Raw genomic sequence first — 20,121 nt, 5'->3', positions numbered from 1 at the left:
GAGCGAGTGCTCAGCCAAAGCCTCATTTTAAGGAATCTCCCGGCACTATAGCCAGGTTTTTGATGGTTTTAATGGTTGGGTTTGTCGAAAAGAGCCGGGGCTGAGCGGTCAGGTGGATGAAAAACGGTAACGCGTGGCTATCTGGGTGAGGGTTGTCATTAGCTCATCGAGTTCACTTGCCTTGGCGCGAGTAAGTTCACTTTGCTGCAGTAATTCGTTGGATTGCTGGCTAATCCCCTTAACCTGACTCTGAATGGTTTGTGTGGCCACCACCACTTGCCCGGTTGAAGCTGCCAGTTGTTGATTATCATCACTTAGCGATAATACACTTTGCTGGCTTTGTTTAAGGGCGTTTTCCGTATGGTTAGCTTGCTTAAATGCCTCAGTGGTAAGTGTTAGGTTGGCTTCCATTCCCTGCACAGTTGTTGTAATGGAATCCACTATTTGTGCCAGTATGGTGTTGATCTGATGTGTCGATTGTTGAGTGCGCGAGGCCAGGGTACGAACTTCTTCTGCAACTACCGCAAAGCCCCTGCCGTGTTGGCCTGCGCGGGCGGCTTCAATAGCTGCATTGAGCGCAAGGAGATTGGTTTGCTCGGCAATCTCTGCAATGACCTTTACTACCGAACCCACCTGATTCCCGGCGTTTTGTAACGACGAAAGCTGCCGGGCAGATTCATTGATTTCACGCTGCAACGTGGCTATCTGTGCGGCACTGACTGCCACTTCCTGCTTGCCCTGGCTCACCAGAGCCGCAGTAGACGCCGCTGATTCGGACACGCATTTTGAATCTTCAGAGGCGCTGGCGATTTGCACTCCTACCTCTGCGATAGCATTGTCCAGTTGAACCGCAAGATCGGATAAATGATGGGCTTGTTTATCAGAAGATGCGGCTGATTCAATAAAGGTGATGCTCGCACTTTGCAGCTGGCTTGTCATAACGTTTAGAGCCGTGTAATCCTCGGTTAAGGCCTTTATCAGATTTTTCAGGGCATTAACCACCTGTCCGAGCTCATCATTGCTGGCACTGGGTAACACCACTGCTAGGTTCTTATCGTGACTCAGGCTGGTGAGTGCTGCAGTGATACTCAGTAACGGTGTGACCAGTTTTTGATAGAGATAGCGATAAGAGAGCAATGCCACTACCACAACCAGCAGCACTGAGGCGTAATTGATCCAGCGCATCAGACCCATGGTAACAGTTACTTCTTCTGTGGCCTGAAACACCTGTTGAGTTGACTGTTGGCTTATCAGGCTGAGCACTTCCCGGCTGGTGTTCTTGGCATTTTCAATCAACGTCAGAGCGTGCCTTGCCGCATCCCAGTCAGTATCCGCTGCGTTCAGAATAGTCTCCAAATGGTCCATGGCAACAAATAGTTCATACAGTGAGTTTTTCAAAGTCTCTGTGTTAAACCGGTGACGCTCACCTAACTGAGAGAGATTGTCGTGTAGTTGCGATTTTAGTTGCTCAGAGCGCTCAGCATAAGAATCACTGTCAATAGTGTAACCATACAGGGCAAAGTTAAGATTATGCAGTTGAGCCAGATCATCCTGGGTTTGTTGAAGCAACGTGAAAGCGGGCAAGGTATGCGTTGTGAAATGGCGGTTTTGTTTACTGATTTGGTTGAGACTTACCTGAAACACTATACCAGCCAGTACCATGGCTATAATAAGCACCAGGTAGCCCACCATCACTTTGCGGCCAATTGATTTCAACATGTCTGCGCTCTCAAAATCAGATATACCGCAACAGACCCGATAAAGAGAGAGTTTATTTCATCTGACTCTTAGTCATTTATTTCTTATTTGTGTCAATTTTTTTTACATTTAGTGTTAAATATAGTGAAAACCTTGTGTAGAGCTATGAAAAATAAGAGAAATAAAAAGTGGCATGGTTTTAGCTTTTCAATCATTAATTGGTTTAATAGTACAAGGTATAATCAGATGTTTAAATCCCTTTTTAAAGTTTCACCTTCAGCGTTAATCGGTTTAATGTTTGCCAGTCAGGCAAATGCCACTATTATTGGGTTTGAAGATATTCCTGATGACTTTAGAGCCCAAAACTTGCCTGCATATACCGAAAACGGTTTCATTTTAGATGTTAGCTGTCAGAACTGCGTAAATGTATTTAGCACCAGTGAAGCAATTGCGTTTTCTGGTTACGGTACTCAACCCGCTGCCGCGGCAGGGTGGGGGGCAACCGGTCGTTTCCTCGAAACATGGAATACTTATTCTATTTTTTCTTTAAGTCAGGAAAATGGCGAGGCCTTTAATTTCACCGCGATGAACATTGGCTGGTTTAATAATGCATCAAGCAATGCTAGTTGGAGTGTCCGCGTTTTTGATGATAACGGCATCCAGGTTGGAAGCTCAGACAACTACACGGGAAGCGGTTTATTTAACTTCAATTACGAAGGTATTTACTCTGTTGAATTGCAAAGCAACGGTGGTTTTAGCTCATTTGATAACTTAAACGTTACTGCAGTAGAAGCGTCAGCGCCTGCTACTTTAGGCTTGCTCAGCTTAAGCCTTGTCGGACTGGGGATTGCTGGTCGTCGCAATAAATAATTAATAGTGCATTCTCCGGCAGTAAAAAAGCACCTTCGGGTGCTTTTTTACTTGTTCAAGCAGGGTTAATCAAACATCGCCTGGATATCGCAACTGGGCTTTTTACCCAGATGATCGGCGTTTTTTGCCAGCCATTTTTCAGTCGTTTCCTCACCGGCATCACGTAAACATTCGAGAAACTTTTTGCGATTGTCGTACTTGGTGGCACTGTCGAGGGAAGAAAGCAGTTCACCGTTGGTTAGCAGATGAGTTCGCAACTGCTTTATTTGTCGTTCAACCTTGCCCAATAAAAAACGCTTACCGCTAACCAGGCGTTTAACACTGGCAATGGCATGCATTTCACGCATAAAGTTGCTGTGGAAACCGATTTCGGTAATACGATCACTGATATCATCAGAGCTTTTAGGCACTTCCTCGCGTTCTAGCGGCTGCAACAGCACAATCAGCACATCTTTACCTGCGCATTCGTTCATCAGCGGAAATATCGCCGGGTTACCGGCATAACCACCGTCCCAATAATGCTTGCCGTCTATCTCAATAGCTTTATACACGTTCGGTAAACAAGCCGAAGCCAGCAGATGGTCGGTGGTGAGTTCCGGTGTGTTAAACAGGGCCAGCTTGCCCGTGCTGACTTCCGTGGCGGCAATATACAAGGGCAGGGGATTGGCCTGTTGTAAGGCTTTAAAATCAACCTGCTTATCTACAATGTCTCGTAATGGATTAATGTCCAGCAGATTGATATCGTAAGGAGAAAGAAACTGGAACGCACTCAGCCACCACTTGGTCACCGAATTTTTGAGCTCGCCGGGGAGTTCAAAGCCGACATTTTGCTCAGCTACGGTATACCAGAAATCATCCAGTTGTTGTTTAGCGCCTTCACGACCGTTTTTACGCCAGCCCTCAGCGAACATCACGGCATTCATGGCACCGGCGCTGGCGCCGCTAATACCGGTAATAGTGAGCCAGGTTTCTTCGAGCAGGCGGTTAAGTACGCCCCAGGTAAAAGCACCGTGAGCGCCACCGCCCTGTAATGCTAAGGATAATTTTACGGATTTCATTAGTAGCATCCCTGAAAAGTGCTGCGGTGCAGCATGGAAAGCTATTATTACGCACAATTAATCTGAATAGTTTAAAAAATATACAATATAATGTCGCCGGAGTGGATCCGGCGGCGTTTATGCAAACAAATTTTGAAAGGGTTGGTGGCAGACGCCTACTGACCGCCGGTAGAACCGGAGGGTGAGGCGGGCACGCTAGCCGAAGGTGAACTCACTACTTTGGTAGCCAGTTCACGAATTTCAGATTCCAGAGAAGCTATTCGGCTAGACAGGGCGTTATTGCGCTGCTCCAGTAAAGCCAGTTTATCGCTCAGGCTTTTAATTTCCTGCTGGCGAGAGCTACTATTAGCATTAACCTGTTCCATCTGAACATTGATGGCGAGCATTTCATCCGAGACGGTTTCCAGGCTGCTGTTAAGCGTTGCTAACTGCGTTTTCTGGCTATCCAGATTTCGTGAAACCTGTGATACAGACTCCTGCAAATCCTTCTTGTCGCCGGCGACTTTATCGGTCAGGTCGGCAATTTCTTTCTGATTACGGCGCCAGGCGGAAGCCCAGAGCTTATCCATTTGTTCCCATAATTCAGCGGTTTTGTTGGTCAGTTCAGTAACTTTTACCTGCAAAGCTACGGTTGACTCGCCAATCTCTTCGCCGGTGGCAGACAATTTGTTTTCCAACTGCTGGATGCGTTGCTCTGCGTTTTGCAGCGTTGCATTTTGCTTTTGCGTAACCGTAAATAAGTAACCTGCTGCACCACAACCTACAATGGCTACCAACAGGGCAACAACCCCCCAGCCTGAGCCGCCTTTAGCTTTTTCGGGTTCACTGGTAGCCGCTGTCTGTGAAGTAGTCACCGAGCGGTGAACCGGTGCCGTTTTGGTTTGATATCCGCGACGGTCTTCTTCGTCGAGTCTGATTGTGGGAAAGTCATCGTTGCGCGAGTTATTAGCCATATTCCCTCTTAATGACAACTGTGGCGATCTAATTATTCATGAAAACGGGCGCTGGACCCTTATTCCCTGATGTTATCGCTAATTTCTGTGCAATACCAATGTTAGCCGGTACTTTTTGGCAGTTTACCAGTCGATTGGTGAATAGTTGGGTGTTTTATCCCCAATTTCACCCGCCTGATGCATCCGGATAAGGTCCGACTGCAATGCCATGCGGTATTGCTTTACAGCACGCCACTGCGTGTTAAGGCCTTGCGCTGGCTGGCCGTTGTCTTCTTTGGCCAGTAATTTTCCTAGCTGTTGGTAATATTTATATAACCGGTTGGCTTGCTGTGATTCAAAAGCCTCAACTTCGGCCACCATTGGGGCCGGTAGCCACTGGGTTTGCCAGTACTGCTGCTGAGCCAGCAAATAGTCTTGCAGAGTCGCTGCAGATTCATTGTGGGCACTTTGCCAGGCAGGTAAGCTTGCGCGATTAATCACCTGCCGGGTTTGCGGATCAATCAACAGCAATGTAGGTGTAGCAAAATAGACCGGGTAGCCAAATTGGCTCAACAATGTTCGTTTGTTTTCTAAATAGCCTACGTCCACAGGTAGCACAGCTATGTTTTCGGTGACAGGTGCCAGTGCCGGATCACTAAAATAACCGGCCAGCGCCCGTGAGTCATGACACCATGCGGCACCCAGCACCAGGGCAACCAGTTGTTGATTCTCGCTGGCCCGGGTGATGGTATGCTCTACCATCGCGGCCTCGTTATCATAGCGCTGATAAAAAACACCGGTGTCGTCGCCGGCCTGCAGAGGCCAGGCAACTACCAGCATTAATACCGCAGTGAATTTACGTAACATAATTAGTCTTCACCACCCAGCCATTCCACCCGATAAAGGTCGCGGCGACGGTCGAGGTAGTTACGTACTGAGCCCTCATTTTGCAGGGTAGTTAATTTATCCAGATCCAAATCAACAATCAGCGTCATTTCGGTGTTAGGCGTGGTTTCCGAGACAATGGCATCGTGCGGGAAAGCAAAATCAGACGGTGAAAATACCGCGGTTTGGCCGTACTGAATATCCACGTTATCTACCTTCGGCAAGTTCCCTACGCTGCCGGCAATGGCTACATAGCACTCGTTCTCAATTGCCCGCGCCTGGGCACAACGACGTACCCGCAGGTAGCCGTTTTTGGTATCGGTCCAGAACGGCACAAACAGTATTTGCATTTCCTGCTCAGAAAGCACCCTGGCAAGCTCCGGGAATTCTACATCGTAACAAATTAAAATCCCGATTCTACCGAAGTCGGTGTCAAAACAGCGCAGGTAGTTACCGCCTTTCATGATCCAGTCTTTTTTCTCGTGCGGTGTGGGATGCAATTTATACTGAGCTTCTATGGTCCCATCACGCTTGCACAAGTAGCTCACATTATACAGCTCTTCGTCTTCAATTACCGGCATGGACCCTGCGATAACATTAATATTGTACGAAACAGCCAGTAGCGAGGTGGCGGTGAGGATTTCGTCGGTATATTCGGCCAGATGCCAGATAGCATCTATAGATGATTCCGATTCCGCCAGGCCCATCAGCGGTGCATTAAAAAATTCCGGGAATAGCGCCACGTCACAGCCGTAATCCGACAACGCGTCGACAAAATACTCTACTTGCTGAATAAGCTCTTCGACGTTTTCAAAATAGCGCATCTGCCATTGCACACAACCAATTCTTGCCGAACTTTTCTTACCACCGATCAGCTGCGGATTGCCGGGCTCATAATAAATGTTGTGCCATTGCAGCAGCGTGGCATATCCCTTTGACGCTTTGTCTTCAGGCAGGTAGGCCTGCATGATTTGCTTAACTTCAAATCCATTGGATAGTTGAAAGGTGAGGATAGGGTCGAAAATGTCTTTCGATTTTACCCGCTCGATATATTCGTAGGGTGTCATTTCCGATGCATGCTTGGCATAGTTAGGAATACGCCCGCCGGCCATAATGGATTTTAAGTTCAGGTTACGGCATAACTCTTTGCGCGCTTCATATAATCGGCGTCCCAGGCGTAAACCGCGGTATTCCGGTGAGACAATAACTTCGACGCCGTAGAGCACGTCGCCATTTGGATCGTGAGTGGTGAGATAGGCATCGCCGGTAATTTCATCATAGGAATGCTTATCACCAAACTGGTCGTAATCTACAATGACTGAAATGGCAAAGGCCACTACCTTGCCTTTGTCTTCAATACAAATCTGACCATCCTGAAAGGTGGTGATTTGCGCTTTATAATTTTTATACGGCCAGGCACCACCCACATTGCGATAAACATCGTCCATGAGCTCCTTCACATCCTGGTAGTCATCCAGGGTCAGGTGTCTCAGGTCGAGATGGTGTTCGGTATCTTCAGTATATAATTCGTCGCTCATGCTACTTTCTCAAAAATGACTTGTCTGTTGGCAACATAGCATGCACCGGTGATGCACTCCAAGTTTTCCAGTTATTACAAACCTATACCTTGCGGCCAGGGCATTTGATCAGTACGAGTGGCGTAATCGATCAGGCTGGAGCAAAAAATACCGGATCGTACAAAAAATAACTTGTCTAATCGCTGTTTTCAGTATATTTATCACGCCTGATTTATTTGGATAACCCTTCTGTTGACAACTTCTTTAGAAAATCATGTTCTTGCCGGGTCTAAGGCCCCTGAGGAATTGTTTGAACGCATTGCTGATGATCTATATCAGCGAGGCTACAGTGTCATACCCGCCGCATTGCCACCGGCATTGACCACCCGGCTGACAGCCTATGCCCAGGAAGCGATTAATTTTGATCCCGCCGGGATTGGCCGGGCAAGGCAGTATCATCAGAATGAATTCGTTCGCACCGATGAGATATGCTGGATCCAGGGTACCGCTGCGGTAACCACTGCGTGGTTAAACTGGATGGATTGTTTAAAAGCGTATCTTAATAAACGACTGTTTCTAGGCTTGTTCTCATACGAGAGTCACTTTGCCCATTACCCGCCGGGCAGCTTTTATAAACGACACATGGATGCGTTTCAGGGCGAATCTAACCGGGTACTGTCGACGGTTTATTACCTTAATTCTGACTGGACACAGGACGACGGCGGTGAGCTGGTAATTTACCCGCCGGCAACGCCGGATGAAGCGGTTTCCGTCACCCCGTTGGCTGGCACTATGGTGATATTTCTCAGTGAGGAGTTTCCGCATGAAGTACTGCCTGCCAGGCGCGATCGATTCTCAATTGCCGGTTGGTTCAGGGTGAATAATTCTACGGCTCATCGGGTTGATCCGCCGCGATAAAGCGCGGATTTTGCCCGGAAATGGCTAAATAGAGACTGATTGAAAAATATCAGTATGGCAGTTTTATGAAATTCGGGATAACATCAGGTAATACATACCCTCTGGTTTAGCGCTTCGTGCAGTGGCAGACGTGGTCAACACAGGGCTGCCGCAAGCCTGGCATTGCACAGACAAGGAAAGCAATTTCGTGTTAAGTGGTTGTGACAATGGATAAAATCCCATTACCGAAAGCAATAGATGAGTTAAAAGTACTGGTTGTAGACAACCAGGCGCTTATTCATGACCTAATCAAGTCGGCCCTGCTGGAGCTGGGCGTTAAGCAGGTGAGCAGTGCGCAAAATGCTTTTCATGCCGTTCGCCTGTGTCAGCAAGACTCCTTTGACGTTGTTCTGCTGGCATTTAATGTCAGCAGCGACAAAGACGGTTTCCATCTGTTTGAAGAGCTCAAACACAACAATTATATCGGCGATAAGTCTACCGTTGTATTTTTAAGTGCAGAAACCAGTATGGGGCTGGTTAACTGTATTATCGAGCTGCAACCGGATGACTTCTGGGTTAAACCGCTGGATGCCAGTCGGGTGCAGCAGCGTTTCAATTATCTGCTTAATATCCGCCGCAAATTACATAAAGTCATGCATTGCATGGATAATGGGGATTATGCGGCGGCCATATACCATGCTGAACGTAGCCTTAAAGATATGGGGGTCGCGGAGTATCACCCGCGCCTGAAAAGGATGATCGGCGAATGCCTGATAAATTTGCGGGAGTTCGCGACGGCTGAGCGCTATTTTTGTCAGCTTAAAGATGAATACGACCATGCCTGGGTACATATCGGCTTAGCCAAAGCACTGTTTAAACAGGATAAGATTGATGAGGCAGAACTGCTGGTCGAAGATTTACTAGAGCGCAATGATACCCGATTCTTAACTTATGATTTACTGGCTCAGTACTACATAAGCAAGGAACAATTTGATGTTGCCTATGAACAGGTTAAAGCGGCCAGCAAGCTGGCCCCTCGCAATATTGAACGAAACAAAAAATTGTGGGACCTGGCCCGGCTTAACCGCGACAAATACGGGCAGCTTTCAGCGGTGCAGAATATGGCAAAATTTGCCAGGAACTCGATACACGATTCACCGGAGCTTAGCCTTAATGTAGTGCGTACCATGATTGATCTGGCTGCAACGGTTTCGGGAGCAGAGTCGGAAAAACTACAGCGCCAGATCACTCGTGAGATAGAAGGCTTAACCCGCGGCGACTTTGTGGAGCCTGCTCTGGCGAATAAGATGCTGGTGATTAAGGCTCGTATCGATTCGTTGAAAAATAATAAACGTGAAGCCGAAAAGCAGCTAAAAGAAAACCTGCAAGCCGGCGCGGCCATGAATCTGGAAGATAACCTGGATTTAATGAAGGCGTACCACGAGCTTGGCATGAAAGAAGAGTGTCTGGCTATTCTTGATACACTGCGAGCGCAACTGGCAGGTGATACCCTGGCCAGCCAGGTGGTGGATGAATACCTCAAGCGTGAAGAAATTGAACGTCGCGAAATCAAGTTTACCACCAAAGAACTAAAAGAGATGGCGGCGGTAAACTACCGCGAAAACCGCATTTTTCCAGCCTACAATAATCTTTGCCAGGCCATGATCTTGTCGCCTCACGATAAGTCGATAGCGCTAAGCCTGCTAAAAGTGCTGGTGCAGATTAATAAGAATGAGCCGTTATCAGACAGCCAGCATGAGATGGCAATGAATGCCGCAGATATGCTCAGTAATAGCAGTTTGCCGGCTAATCAACAGCAAAAGTGCGATGAGTATCTCAGTGCGCTATCTCTCAATGAAGCCGCCGTTCACGTCACACCAGAATAAATACCGCAATAAACCCGCCAATTCAGGCGGGTTTAATTTAATTGATTAATTCCTATTCAAAAAAATCATCTTGATAGTTTTTTTCGAATCAGACTTTCAACAAATCCAATTATAAATCTTTGAGGTTAGTCGCTATTCTTATCCCAAGTCGAAAGGGAACGAGAAAGAAGCAAACCGTAAAGGTTGAATTCCCGTAACCTAAACTGCACATCAACGGTGTGAACGTGGTGGATTTAAGTTGTCGTCCTGTTCACACAGTTAATATTGAAAGCGTTAAATAAACCTAACTTTAGGAGAAAGTAAATGGCTTTAATCAACACTCAAATCAAACCATTCAAAGCGAACGCGTTTAAAGATGGTGAATTAATCGAAGTAAGCAGCGAAGACATCGCGGGCAAGTGGGCAGTATTTGTATTCTACCCGGCTGACTTCACTTTCGTATGTCCAACGGAGTTAGGTGACATCGCCGACAAATACGAAGAGCTGCAATCTCGTGGCGTAGAAGTATTCTCAGTATCAACTGACACTCACTTTACTCACGCAGCATGGCACGAAGCGTCAGAAACTATCGGTAAAATCAAGTTCGCCATGATCGGCGACCCAACAGGCGAAATTACCCGTAACTTCGACTGCATGCGTGAAGAGATGGGTCTGGCTGACCGCGCAACATTCGTAGTTGACCCAGACGGTATTGTTCAGGCAATGGAAATCACTGCTGAAGGTATCGGCCGTGACGCAGATGACCTGGTACGTAAAGTTAAGGCGGCTCAATACGTAGCGTCTCACCCAGGTGAAGTATGCCCGGCTAAATGGAAAGAAGGTGAAGAAACCTTAGCTCCATCATTAGACCTGGTAGGCAAAATCTAATTACCGTTTTAACCAACGAGTAATGTCGGTGCGGGCTGTGGCCCGCACATTTCCTCAACCACATTATCTAAGGCAGAATTAAATATGATTACGCAAGATATTAAAAAGGCGCTAAAAGGTTACTTCGCGTCGATGCAGAAAAACATCACGTTAGTTCTGCAAACCGGCGAGCACACTAAACGTGACGAGCTGAAGCAGTTTCTGTCTGGTGTGGCAGAAGTGAGCGACAAGATCCAGTTGGAAGAACGAGATACAAACGGCGTACTACGCAGCTCAATCAGTTTTTTACTGGAAGCTGATGGTGAAGATACCGGTATTCGTTTTTCCGGGATCCCAGGCGGACACGAGTTTAACTCGTTCGTACTGGCACTGCTGCATGCGTCAGGCACCGCACTGAAAGTTGATGACAGCGTTGCATCATTAGTGAAAGGTGTAAAAGACGAACTTAAGTTCGAAGTATTTATCAGCCTGAGCTGTCACAACTGCCCGGACGTTGTCCAGGCGTTAAATCAGTTCGCGCTGCTTAACCCGAATATCTCATCAGAAATGATTGATGGCGGCCTTTACCAATCACTGGTAGAAGAGCGTGATATTCAGGGTGTCCCCAGTGTGTATTTAAACGGTGAGCTTTTTGCAAACGGTAAAGTAGACGCCGCCACACTGATTGACAAATTATTGGAATTCGACCCAAGCCTGAAAGAGGCCAATAAAGGTCAGTCGTTACCGCTTCAGGACGTTACCGTAATCGGTGGTGGCCCGGCAGGCGTTAGTGCGGCAATTTACAGCGCCCGTAAAGGCCTTAAAGTGACCGTGGTAGCCGACCGTTTTGGTGGTCAGGTAAAAGACACCATGGGTATCGAAAACCTGATTTCTGTGCCAAAAACCACTGGCCCCGAGCTGGTTGGTAACCTGGCAGAGCACATGAAAGATTACGATATTACTTTAAAAGAGCATGTCCGCGTGGACAACATCGAAAAAGGTAATATTAAAACGTTGACCTTATCATCTGGCGAACAGATTAAAACCAAGTCACTGATTGTGGCCACTGGTGCCCGCTGGAGAGAGCTGGGTGTACCCGGCGAGAAAGAAAACGTAGGTAACGGCGTAGCTTATTGCCCACACTGTGATGGGCCGTTCTTTAAAGGCAAAGACGTGGCAGTCATTGGCGGTGGTAACTCCGGCATCGAAGCGGCACTGGATTTGGCCGGTATCGTTAAATCGGTAACCGTGTTTGAATTTATGCCAACGTTAAAAGCAGACCAGGTACTGATTGATCAGGCTGAAAAGCGCGACAATATTACCATTATCAAAAACGCGGCAACCAAGCAGATTGTGGCGGAAAATGGCAAAGTCAGTGCGATTGAATATCAGGACCGAGCGACCAACGAAGAGCACTCGTTACCACTGGCTGGTGTGTTCGTACAAATTGGTCTGGTTCCTAACAGTCAGTTTATGAAAGGCGTTGTAGATCTCACTCAGTACGGCGAGATTGTGGTCGACAGTAAGTGCAACACCTCTGAGCCAGGCATTTATGCCGCGGGGGATGTAACCACGGTGCCATATAAACAGATTGTTATCTCCATGGGTGAGGGTGCAAAAGCCTCACTGGCGGCCTTCGAATATCTGCTGTCTCACCAGACAGAGGAAGAGCTCGAAGAGCAGGCAGCTGTCGCCTGAAGTTATTGATTTCATCAATGTCGTAAGATAAAAAGCGGACTTGTTAGTCCGCTTTTTGCATGAGTATCATTCCTGCCAGGTACTTGTTCGCAATGCTCAGACTAAGACTTGTCGTTAATGAGGGTCGCCAGCATTTTCTCAATGCGTTTTACGCTTTCGGTGAGTTCAGTAAGCTCTGATTGTTGTGAGGGCTGCGATTTGTCTGTTCGGGTAGAAGTAGGGTAGTTGTCTTTCTGGGTAAGAATCGCTTCGCGAAAACCGGCGGCATCTTCAATGCCAAGCATCGAAACCAGCGCCCCCTGGCCTGATTGTCCTGCTGTCTCAAAGCTCAGGCTATAAAGGCCCATAGCGCGCATTAACGGCCCCTGACTCATGGCAACGTCGGTAATTTTCTCCAGTGGAATCGACTTTTCTACTTTAAATAACACGCCACGTTTAACAACCAGTTTTCGTTCTGTCAGCTCGGCGGACATCGCCTTTAGCATGCGTCCACTGATAAATAACATCAGGGGAACAGAAATGACCAACAGCGGGATACCAATAACGGTGAGCCCGGAGACAATTAAAAGGTTAATCAGCCAATAAGCTTTTACCTTGGGGCTAAAGCTTGCACTGCGTAGTACGGTTTCCGCCATGATGACTCCTTATCTGCGTTGCCTTTTAAATTCATGATAGCGCATTAACCGCTTAAACAAACAGCGTTACAGGCAAAATGGGCGTATGGAATTGTAAGTGTCTGTAACGCTTCGCATGGCGAAAAAGAATATTGTCTTAAAATACCGTTAGCGCATGATGTCATGCACCCAGTCTATCCAGCGGTGTAACCACAGGGGAATATGATGTTTTGGTTGCTGAGTGCTCAGGCGATAGCCGCGCTTGGGAATAGCCTCAATTTTGCCAGGGCGGCGGTTCTGGGAGTGATTTAAGCTCTTTTCGGAGTCGACAGACAAGGTGGTTTATCCGATCTTCACTGACGACCTGATGACCCCAGATTGACAAGCGCATGTCGGTACGGGTAACTATCTCCCCTGCATTTTCCATCAGCAAATCTAACAGGTCACCACATTGTGGCGAGAGTACCCGTTGCCGACCTTGTGAGTCGGTGATGGTTCGTGAAGGTTTATCATAAATCATGGGAGCAACTCTTTACAAAGCTAACCCGTTATCAGCTAGTAAAGATTAGCAGAACATATGACGGCCATGACAAAGAAATGACATTTCTAAGCTAAGCGGATGAAAAAAGGCAGATTAAATCTGTCATCTAAGCGTCATGGTTTTGTCAGCGACGAATGGCTCGATACCGGCCTACACTCCGAGGGGCTGAGCAGTTGTATCGCCAGCGAAATAGCCAATCAAATAAAATCAGGTGAAGGAAAGGTGATGAACATGAATAAAGTTTTACCTGTTAGCCTGACGGTGTTATCGCTATCAGTAGTATGTGGCACCGCCATGGCCGAAGGATATCCCAAAGAGCTTGAGAAAGACCTTATTTCAGTATGCAGAAATGCGGCTGAGGATGATCGTTCCGGGTTGCGGCAGGCCGTAAGAGAACTTACACCCTCAAGCAGAATAAATACGTCGACTTATAAAGTATTAGCTAACGGACTGGTTTGCAACGGTATGCAACTCGCTGCCTTTGCCCGTTACTATGGTGCCAGCGACACCTATACACTGCTGGAAAAGTACACGTACCCGAATGCAATTATCGAAATTAGGGACGTTACCGCCAGCCGCGATGTGCCGGTTGAGATAAACGTAAGTATGACAACCGGTAAGTAGCCGGTCAAAAATGGCAAAAGCGAAGGGATGGCAACGTCTCTTCGTTTTTTTTGCTTTTCAGTCAGACAATGCCAGGTTGCTAACGGAGCAAGCATGCTTATTCACCAATAAAAAACCGGAGCAAAAATACTCCGGCGAACGGTTGGGTGTTACTTTTATTAGAATTAATTAACAGCTTCTGCTTCTTTGATAAACGTAAACAGAGCGTCTTTTAGCTGCACGCGCTCGGCTTTCTTCTCGTTTAAAACATCGTCCGACGTCGGCTCTGCGCCTTCTTCCATTTTGTGAATAAGGCTGTCGAGTTCGTTGTATTGTTCAAATAATCTGGCGAAATGGCGGTCATTCATTTTTAGATGACGAATAGTGTGCTGATGATCAGGGAATTCATGGACGAGATCATGTTTTTCAATAGTCATAGTAACTCTTATCTGGTTGTTAACAGTGGCCTTTCCACTAACTTAAGTCTACTTTGACAGCTTCGATGTTACCTTGATTCAGGTCATGGTTTCGGTGGGGAGCATCAATAAAAGAGGGCGGGAAAACCCGCCCGACTCATTAATGGTTTTGCGGGTCGTTGCGTTTGGCTTTAAACGGCCGCTTTTTACTGCGCGGGTTCGGACTTGCCGCATTTTTAAAACCGGTATGTTTGGTCATTGCGCGTTCTCCACGGCGGGCCTTGCTGGCCTTCTGGCGTTTTTCGCTGGCTGACTCAGGTGGCACCAGATGCTGCGGACCTCGGCCGATAAGATCCTCACGGCCCATTTTGATGAGTGCTTTACGGATTTGCGCAAAGTTTTTCGGATCGTGATAACGCAGCATGGCTTTGTGTAACCGGCGGTGAATTTCACCTTTCGCCGACGGCACGGATTCGCTGTCTTTTTTCACTTTACGCAGTGAGTTAACCTCGGTGTGATACAGCGTAGTGGCCGTTGCCATGGGTGATGGGTAAAAATTTTGTACCTGGTCGAGCTTAAAGCGGTTTTCTTTCAGCCAGATAGCCAGTGCCAGCATGTCTTCATCGGTGGTACCGGGGTGCGAGGCAATAAAATAAGGGATCAGGTACTGTTCTTTACCCGCTTCTTTAGAGTATTTATCAAACAATTCTTTAAAGCGATAATAAGTGCCCATGCCCGGTTTCATCATCTTACTTAACGGGCCATCTTCGGTATGTTCAGGGGCAATTTTAAGGTAGCCACCAACGTGGTGTTTGGCCAGCTCCTTAACGTAATTGGGATCTTCAATGGCTAAGTCGTAACGCACGCCCGAAGCAATCAGAATCTTCTTGATGCCGGGTAAATCGCGGGCGCGACGATACAGATCAATAGTGGGTTTGTGGTCGGTATCCATGTGGGCACAGATAGACGGATACACACACGACGGGCGACGACAGGTTGCTTCGGCTTTAGCACTCTTACAGCGCAGGCGATACATGTTAGCCGTAGGGCCGCCAAGGTCTGATATAACGCCGGTGAAGCCGGGTACCGTATCGCGGATCTGCTCAATTTCACGAATAATCGAATCTTCTGATCTGCTCTGAATTATACGCCCTTCGTGTTCAGTGATGGAACAGAACGTACAACCACCAAAGCAGCCGCGCATAATATTGACCGAAAAACGGATCATATCGTAGGCCGGGATCTTCGCTTCACCGTAAGCCGGGTGGGGTACGCGCTGATAGGGTAAATCGAACACCGCGTCCATTTCTTCGGTTTCCAGCGGCATGGCTGGTGGGTTGATCCAAATGTGCCGATCGCCGTGGCGCTGTAACAGCGCCCGGGCACAACCCGGATTGGTTTCCTGATGCAGAATGCGGTTAGCATGGGCATACAGGGTTTTGTTATCGCGCACTACTTCAAAGGCCGGTAATTTTACATATACCTGTTCCCAGGGTTTACGGCGTTCGGCCGGTTGCACCACAATGGGCTGGGCTTTCGCTTCGGTAACCGGCTGGCTGTCTTTATTTTCGTTGCCTTTATTTTCGTTCTGGCCCTCACAATCCGGCTCCATGATATAGGGGCTGGGAATGGGGTCGATTTTGCCGGGACGGTCAAGTGAAGTAGAGTCAACGCCCTGCCATTCTGGTAAGGGTTGTTTAACAATAATAGCAGTGCCCCGCACATCGGTAATATCACCAATGGCTTCGCCAGCCGCCAGACGGTGAGTCACTTCCACCAGTGGGCGCTCAGCGTTACCGAACATCAGTAAATCGGCTTTGGCATCAAACAGCACTGAGCGACGCACTTTTTCTGACCAGTAGTCATAGTGGGCAATACGGCGCAGACTGGCTTCAATCCCACCAATAATAATCGGTACGTCTTTAAACGCCTCGCGGCAACGCTGGGAATAAACGGTGACTGCCCGGTCGGGGCGCTTGCCGCCTTCGTTGTTGGGCGTATAAGCATCGTCGTGGCGTAGCTTTTTATCCGCGGTGTAGCGGTTAATCATGGAGTCCATGTTGCCGGCGGTTACACCAAAATACAAATTGGGCTTGCCCAGCTTCATAAAGTCGTTTTTATTCTTCCAGTCGGGCTGGGCAATAATACCCACCCGGTAACCGTGTGCTTCCAGCAAGCGGCCGATGATCGCCATACCAAAACTGGGGTGGTCCACATAGGCGTCGCCTGTGACCAGAATAATATCGCAGCTATCCCAGCCCAGTTCGTCCATTTCGGCCCGGGACATGGGTAAAAATGGCGCGCTACCGTAGCAGTGTGCCCAGTATTTAGGATAAGAAAACAGGCCGCGATCGGCTTTAATGGTTGCTTGCATGGAATTCTTCAGAGGGTTGTGAAAACGGCTGAATTATAGCAAACATCCGCAGGCGAAAATAGCTAAGTCAGTATTTACAGCTCTCAACCGTGAAGCAAATTGCACAATAAAAATAGAGTTGATTAACGAATTACCTGCTGTGCCCACTGGATAAGCTGTCCGGCTGACATCGCGCCGGCCTGACGGCTCACTTCACGGCCTTGTTTAAACACTAACAGGCTGGGAATGCTGCGAATAGCAAATTGCCGACTTAACATGGGGTTAGATTCGGTATCGACCTTGGCAAAGATGGCTTTACCTTGGAACTGTTCAGCAGCCTGAGTAAATGCAGGGGCCATCATTTTACAGGGGCCACACCAGTCGGCCCAAAAATCCACAATCACCGGAAGGTCTGATTTCTCGATAAAGCGCGCAAAATCCGCCTGTTTTAAATCGATAGGGTGGGCGGGTAACAGGCCCTGTTTGCACTTGCCACACACCGGGTTGTCACTTAAACGCTCTGCCGGACTGCGATTGAGCCCCTGACAGTGGGGGCAAACGATATGAATAGCGCTCATAATTTCACTCCAATTTGTTATAGATTATATGTTGTGTGCTTTTTCCCTTTCTCAAGGGCTGAATTGTACTTCCCGGTGGCTTATACTCTGCGCCAGATAACTACGGAGAAACATTCATGCGTTACTGGCTGTTCAAATCGGAACCGGACGTGTTTGGTATCGACCACCTGGCTCAACGACCTGACCAAACCGAGCCCTGGGACGGGGTGCGCAACTATCAGGCGCGTAATTTCCTGCGCGATGAGGTTAGCGTGGGGGATAAGGTGTTTTTTTATCACTCCAGTTGTAAAACGGTGGGTATTGCCGGTATTGCCGAGGTAGTTAAAGCCGGTTATCCCGATGCAACCCAGTTTGATCCCGAGTCGGACTATTACGATCCGAAAGCAACGCCGGAAAAACCGCGCTGGTACAGTGTGGATGTAAAGTACGTGAGCAAGTTTGCCCGCGTGCTACCGCTGAGTGTGATTAAAGACTGCCCGCAAATTACTGAATTGGGACTGGTGAAAAAAGGCCATCGCTTGTCTGTAATGCCGGTAACAGAAAGCGAATGGCACATTTTAAACGAGCTGGCCGGACGTCAGCTTTAATCCGGCAGTTCGTCCCACAGGCGGGCAAGGCCTTGTTGGCCGTATTGCCCCGGCAAGCCCCACAAAAAAGGCTCCGGTTGAATCATGCGGCCCTGGTCGAAAGTAAAGCCATCGGCACGGTCCTGAGCAACCAGTAGCGGCCCGTCTAAGTCGACAAACTGCACATCGGCGCAAAGGCCATAGGCTGGCGCCATAGCCAGCGACGAGCCCACCATACAACCAATCATGATTTGCAGATTGTGCTGTTTAGCGCCATGGTAAGCGCGAATGGCTTCGGTTAAGCCGCCGGTTTTATCCAGCTTTATATTGACCGCCTGATAGTATTTTGCCAGACGTTCTATATCGGCGCTCACGTGACAGGATTCATCAGCACAGAGGATAACCGGGCTGTTAAGCCCTGCCAGTTGCTCATCGGCTTCGGCAGGCACCGGCTGTTCTATTAACGCAACACCAAGCTTAGCCATATCCGGCAGTAATTCAGTCAGCATTGCTATCTGCCAGCCCTCGTTGGCATCTACAATTAACCGGCTTTGCGGTGACGCCTCGTGGATGGCGGCCAGACGTTCAAGCACCTGGTGTTCATCCAGCTTAATTTTAATCAGCGGCGCATTTTTTATTTCCAGCGCCTGGTTTTTCATGCCTTCAGGCGAATCAATGCTGAGGGTTTGTGCAGTATAGCAACGTTGTACCGTGTGCAGATTGGCCAGGCTGGTTACTGATTTACCTGTTACCTTGGCTTTTAAATCCCACAAGGCCGCGTCCAGCGCATTGCGCGCAGAGCCCGCGGGTAGCAGGGTAAGAAGATCCTCGGTGTCACACACATTGGCAAAGGCGCCCTTTATATCTTCCAGTTGTGCTAACACCGAATCGATAGACTCGTTGTAGCGGGCATAAGGGACTGATTCGCCCCAGCCATAATAATAACCGTCGCTGACTACTACAGTGATGACATCGGCCTGGGTTTTTGCGCCCCGTGAAATGCGAAACTCACGGGCCAGCGGAAAAGACTCGGTAAAGGCTTTAAAGCTCAGACTCATTCCAAAGTCTCCACTAATGCACCAACGCCGTGACGGATCGGGTCGACACAAGGCAGACCAAGTTGCTCGGTCACGCTATTGCAATAGGCCAGGGCTTCATCCTCGCTGACCGAAGAGGTGTTGACCGATACGCCAATCACCTTTACCTCAGGATTAGTGACACGCGCGGCGGTAAGATTCATTTCGATAACCTGTTCTAGGCTGGGTAGCGGGCGACCCGGCAATGCGCGCATGTGGTCGCGATTTAATGCATGGCAGATAACCAGCGCATCGGGTTGTGAGCCGTGCAACAATCCTAAGCTAACGCCAGCAAAGGCCGGGTGATACAGCGAGCCCTGACCTTCAATTAAATCCCAGTGGTCATCGTCATTGGCCGGGCAGAGTGCTTCGACACTACCGGAAATAAAATCAGACACCACGCAATCTACTGCTACGCCTTCACCGGCAACCAGAATACCGCTTTGACCGGTGGCCCGGAAGGTGGCTTTCATGCCCTGACTTTGCATGCCACGGGCAAGGCTCAGGGTGGTGTACATTTTACCCACCGAACAATCCGTACCTACGGTCAGCAAACGCTTGCCCGGGCGTTTTACGCCGGTACCGGTTTTAAATTTGGTAGTGGGGTGGCGAATGTCTATCAGGCGGCGACCGAGTGCCTGGGCTTTTTCAGCTATTTCAGGAATATCAGCAAGTTTATCGTGCAGGCCATTAATAATATCCATGCCAGCTTCAAGAGCGGTAATAATGGAAGCAACCAGCGATGGGTCGAGCACGCCGCCGCTGTTGGCAAAACCCAGTACGAATGCTTTGGCGCCTTGCTCTGCACCTTCTTCGATGGTCATGGCTGGCAGGCCGGTGGTCACACTGCAGCCCGGCAGGGAATATTCGCCCACGCACATCTCAGGGCTCCAGTCCGCCGCGCTCTTAGCCATTTTGATGCTGAGCGGATCTGTAGCATTGCCGATAAAAAGTAAATAAGGGGAAGGCAGGTTCATGATAACTCCTTGAACAGAGGTCACATAAGGTGACTGAAGAAGACAAATACGATGGGTCAGTACCCTAAAGCCATCGACTAATGAATTCCAGCGTTATTCTTCATTAATAA

The 20,121-nt window shown here is 48.5% G+C and carries 19 protein-coding genes; 7 read left to right on the top strand and 12 right to left on the bottom strand.

From position 1 onward, the window contains the following. Window positions 1–108: 108 nt before the first annotated feature. Window positions 109–1,719: a methyl-accepting chemotaxis protein gene (locus AC566Q_RS14455; RefSeq protein WP_499607410.1), complete on the bottom strand. Its 1,611-nt coding sequence runs from the start codon at window positions 1,717–1,719 to the stop codon at window positions 109–111. Window positions 1,720–1,863: 144 nt separating this feature from the next. Between AC566Q_RS14455 and AC566Q_RS14450 the strand changes: the two genes are divergently transcribed. Next, entirely contained in the window at window positions 1,864–2,568 is a 705-nt protein-coding gene (locus AC566Q_RS14450) for a hypothetical protein (RefSeq protein WP_499607408.1), read from the top strand. 65 nt (window positions 2,569–2,633) lie between these two features. Here the strand turns inward: AC566Q_RS14450 and AC566Q_RS14445 are convergent, their stop codons facing one another. From AC566Q_RS14445 to AC566Q_RS14430, 4 genes are all read right to left on the bottom strand, one after another. After that, window positions 2,634–3,626, bottom strand: a complete 993-nt coding sequence (locus AC566Q_RS14445; RefSeq protein WP_499607406.1) for a patatin-like phospholipase family protein — start codon at window positions 3,624–3,626, stop codon at window positions 2,634–2,636. 155 nt (window positions 3,627–3,781) lie between these two features. After that, the gene (locus tag AC566Q_RS14440) at window positions 3,782–4,579 is read right to left on the bottom strand and encodes a hypothetical protein (RefSeq protein WP_499607404.1); all 798 of its coding nucleotides are present in this window, start codon (window positions 4,577–4,579) and stop codon (window positions 3,782–3,784) included. Window positions 4,580–4,702: 123 nt separating this feature from the next. Next, window positions 4,703–5,425, bottom strand: a complete 723-nt coding sequence (locus AC566Q_RS14435; protein ID WP_499607403.1) for a thioredoxin domain-containing protein — start codon at window positions 5,423–5,425, stop codon at window positions 4,703–4,705. A 2-nt stretch (window positions 5,426–5,427) separates the two neighbouring features. After that, window positions 5,428–6,981, bottom strand: coding sequence for a GNAT family N-acetyltransferase (locus tag AC566Q_RS14430; RefSeq protein ID WP_499607400.1), 1,554 nt, complete (start codon window positions 6,979–6,981; stop codon window positions 5,428–5,430). A 231-nt stretch (window positions 6,982–7,212) separates the two neighbouring features. On the opposite strand from AC566Q_RS14430, the gene AC566Q_RS14425 reads away from it, so the two are divergent. The 4 genes from AC566Q_RS14425 (at window position 7,213) to ahpF (ending at window position 12,287) form a co-directional block, all read left to right on the top strand. Next, window positions 7,213–7,878 carry a 2OG-Fe(II) oxygenase gene (locus tag AC566Q_RS14425; RefSeq protein ID WP_499607398.1) on the top strand — a complete coding sequence of 222 codons (666 nt, stop codon included), beginning with the start codon at window positions 7,213–7,215 and terminating at the stop codon, window positions 7,876–7,878. 206 nt (window positions 7,879–8,084) lie between these two features. Next, window positions 8,085–9,743 (top strand): response regulator, encoded by a 1,659-nt coding sequence (locus AC566Q_RS14420; RefSeq protein ID WP_499607396.1) that lies wholly within the window; start codon window positions 8,085–8,087, stop codon window positions 9,741–9,743. Between the two features lie 303 nt (window positions 9,744–10,046). Next, window positions 10,047–10,610 (top strand): alkyl hydroperoxide reductase subunit C, encoded by a 564-nt coding sequence (gene ahpC, locus AC566Q_RS14415; RefSeq protein WP_105935373.1) that lies wholly within the window; start codon window positions 10,047–10,049, stop codon window positions 10,608–10,610. Window positions 10,611–10,694: 84 nt separating this feature from the next. Further along, window positions 10,695–12,287, top strand: a complete 1,593-nt coding sequence (gene ahpF, locus AC566Q_RS14410; RefSeq protein WP_499607391.1) for an alkyl hydroperoxide reductase subunit F — start codon at window positions 10,695–10,697, stop codon at window positions 12,285–12,287. Window positions 12,288–12,388: 101 nt separating this feature from the next. On the opposite strand, the gene AC566Q_RS14405 is transcribed toward ahpF, so the two are convergent. Continuing rightward, window positions 12,389–12,922, bottom strand: a complete 534-nt coding sequence (locus AC566Q_RS14405; protein ID WP_499607389.1) for a PH domain-containing protein — start codon at window positions 12,920–12,922, stop codon at window positions 12,389–12,391. Between the two features lie 253 nt (window positions 12,923–13,175). Then, window positions 13,176–13,421 (bottom strand): winged helix-turn-helix domain-containing protein, encoded by a 246-nt coding sequence (locus AC566Q_RS14400; protein WP_499607386.1) that lies wholly within the window; start codon window positions 13,419–13,421, stop codon window positions 13,176–13,178. A 99-nt stretch (window positions 13,422–13,520) separates the two neighbouring features. On the opposite strand from AC566Q_RS14400, the gene AC566Q_RS14395 reads away from it, so the two are divergent. Beyond that, window positions 13,521–14,066, top strand: coding sequence for a DUF3718 domain-containing protein (locus tag AC566Q_RS14395; RefSeq protein WP_499607384.1), 546 nt, complete (start codon window positions 13,521–13,523; stop codon window positions 14,064–14,066). Between the two features lie 164 nt (window positions 14,067–14,230). Here AC566Q_RS14395 and AC566Q_RS14390 read toward each other — a convergent pair whose 3' ends face one another. The 3 genes from AC566Q_RS14390 to trxC all read right to left on the bottom strand — a co-directional run bounded on the left by AC566Q_RS14390 (window position 14,231) and on the right by trxC (window position 17,392). Then, a complete protein-coding gene (locus AC566Q_RS14390; protein ID WP_123325629.1) occupies window positions 14,231–14,482 on the bottom strand; it encodes an HP1242/YdcH family protein in 252 nt (83 codons plus the stop codon). 139 nt (window positions 14,483–14,621) lie between these two features. Further along, window positions 14,622–16,835 carry a YgiQ family radical SAM protein gene (locus tag AC566Q_RS14385; protein ID WP_499607380.1) on the bottom strand — a complete coding sequence of 738 codons (2,214 nt, stop codon included), beginning with the start codon at window positions 16,833–16,835 and terminating at the stop codon, window positions 14,622–14,624. A gap of 122 nt (window positions 16,836–16,957) precedes the next feature. Further along, window positions 16,958–17,392 carry a thioredoxin TrxC gene (gene trxC, locus AC566Q_RS14380; protein ID WP_499607377.1) on the bottom strand — a complete coding sequence of 145 codons (435 nt, stop codon included), beginning with the start codon at window positions 17,390–17,392 and terminating at the stop codon, window positions 16,958–16,960. Between the two features lie 116 nt (window positions 17,393–17,508). Here trxC and AC566Q_RS14375 point away from each other — a divergent pair, with 116 nt between their 5' ends. Then, complete coding sequence (locus AC566Q_RS14375) at window positions 17,509–17,979, top strand: EVE domain-containing protein (RefSeq protein WP_499607375.1); 471 nt, start codon at window positions 17,509–17,511, stop codon at window positions 17,977–17,979. Here AC566Q_RS14375 and dgcA read toward each other — a convergent pair. Next, window positions 17,976–19,016 (bottom strand): N-acetyl-D-Glu racemase DgcA, encoded by a 1,041-nt coding sequence (dgcA, locus tag AC566Q_RS14370; protein ID WP_499607372.1) that lies wholly within the window; start codon window positions 19,014–19,016, stop codon window positions 17,976–17,978. The two genes, AC566Q_RS14375 and dgcA, sit on opposite strands and share 4 nt — an antisense overlap. Continuing rightward, a complete protein-coding gene (gene dgcN, locus AC566Q_RS14365; protein ID WP_499607369.1) occupies window positions 19,013–20,011 on the bottom strand; it encodes an N-acetyltransferase DgcN in 999 nt (332 codons plus the stop codon). The genes dgcA and dgcN overlap by 4 nt, the downstream gene beginning before the upstream one ends. Window positions 20,012–20,121 lie beyond the last annotated feature (110 nt).

The organism is Alteromonas sp. H02, assembly GCF_059682525.1.
The sequence above is the reverse complement of the archived record's forward strand: the minus strand, read 5'-3'. Positions and strand labels throughout refer to the sequence as shown.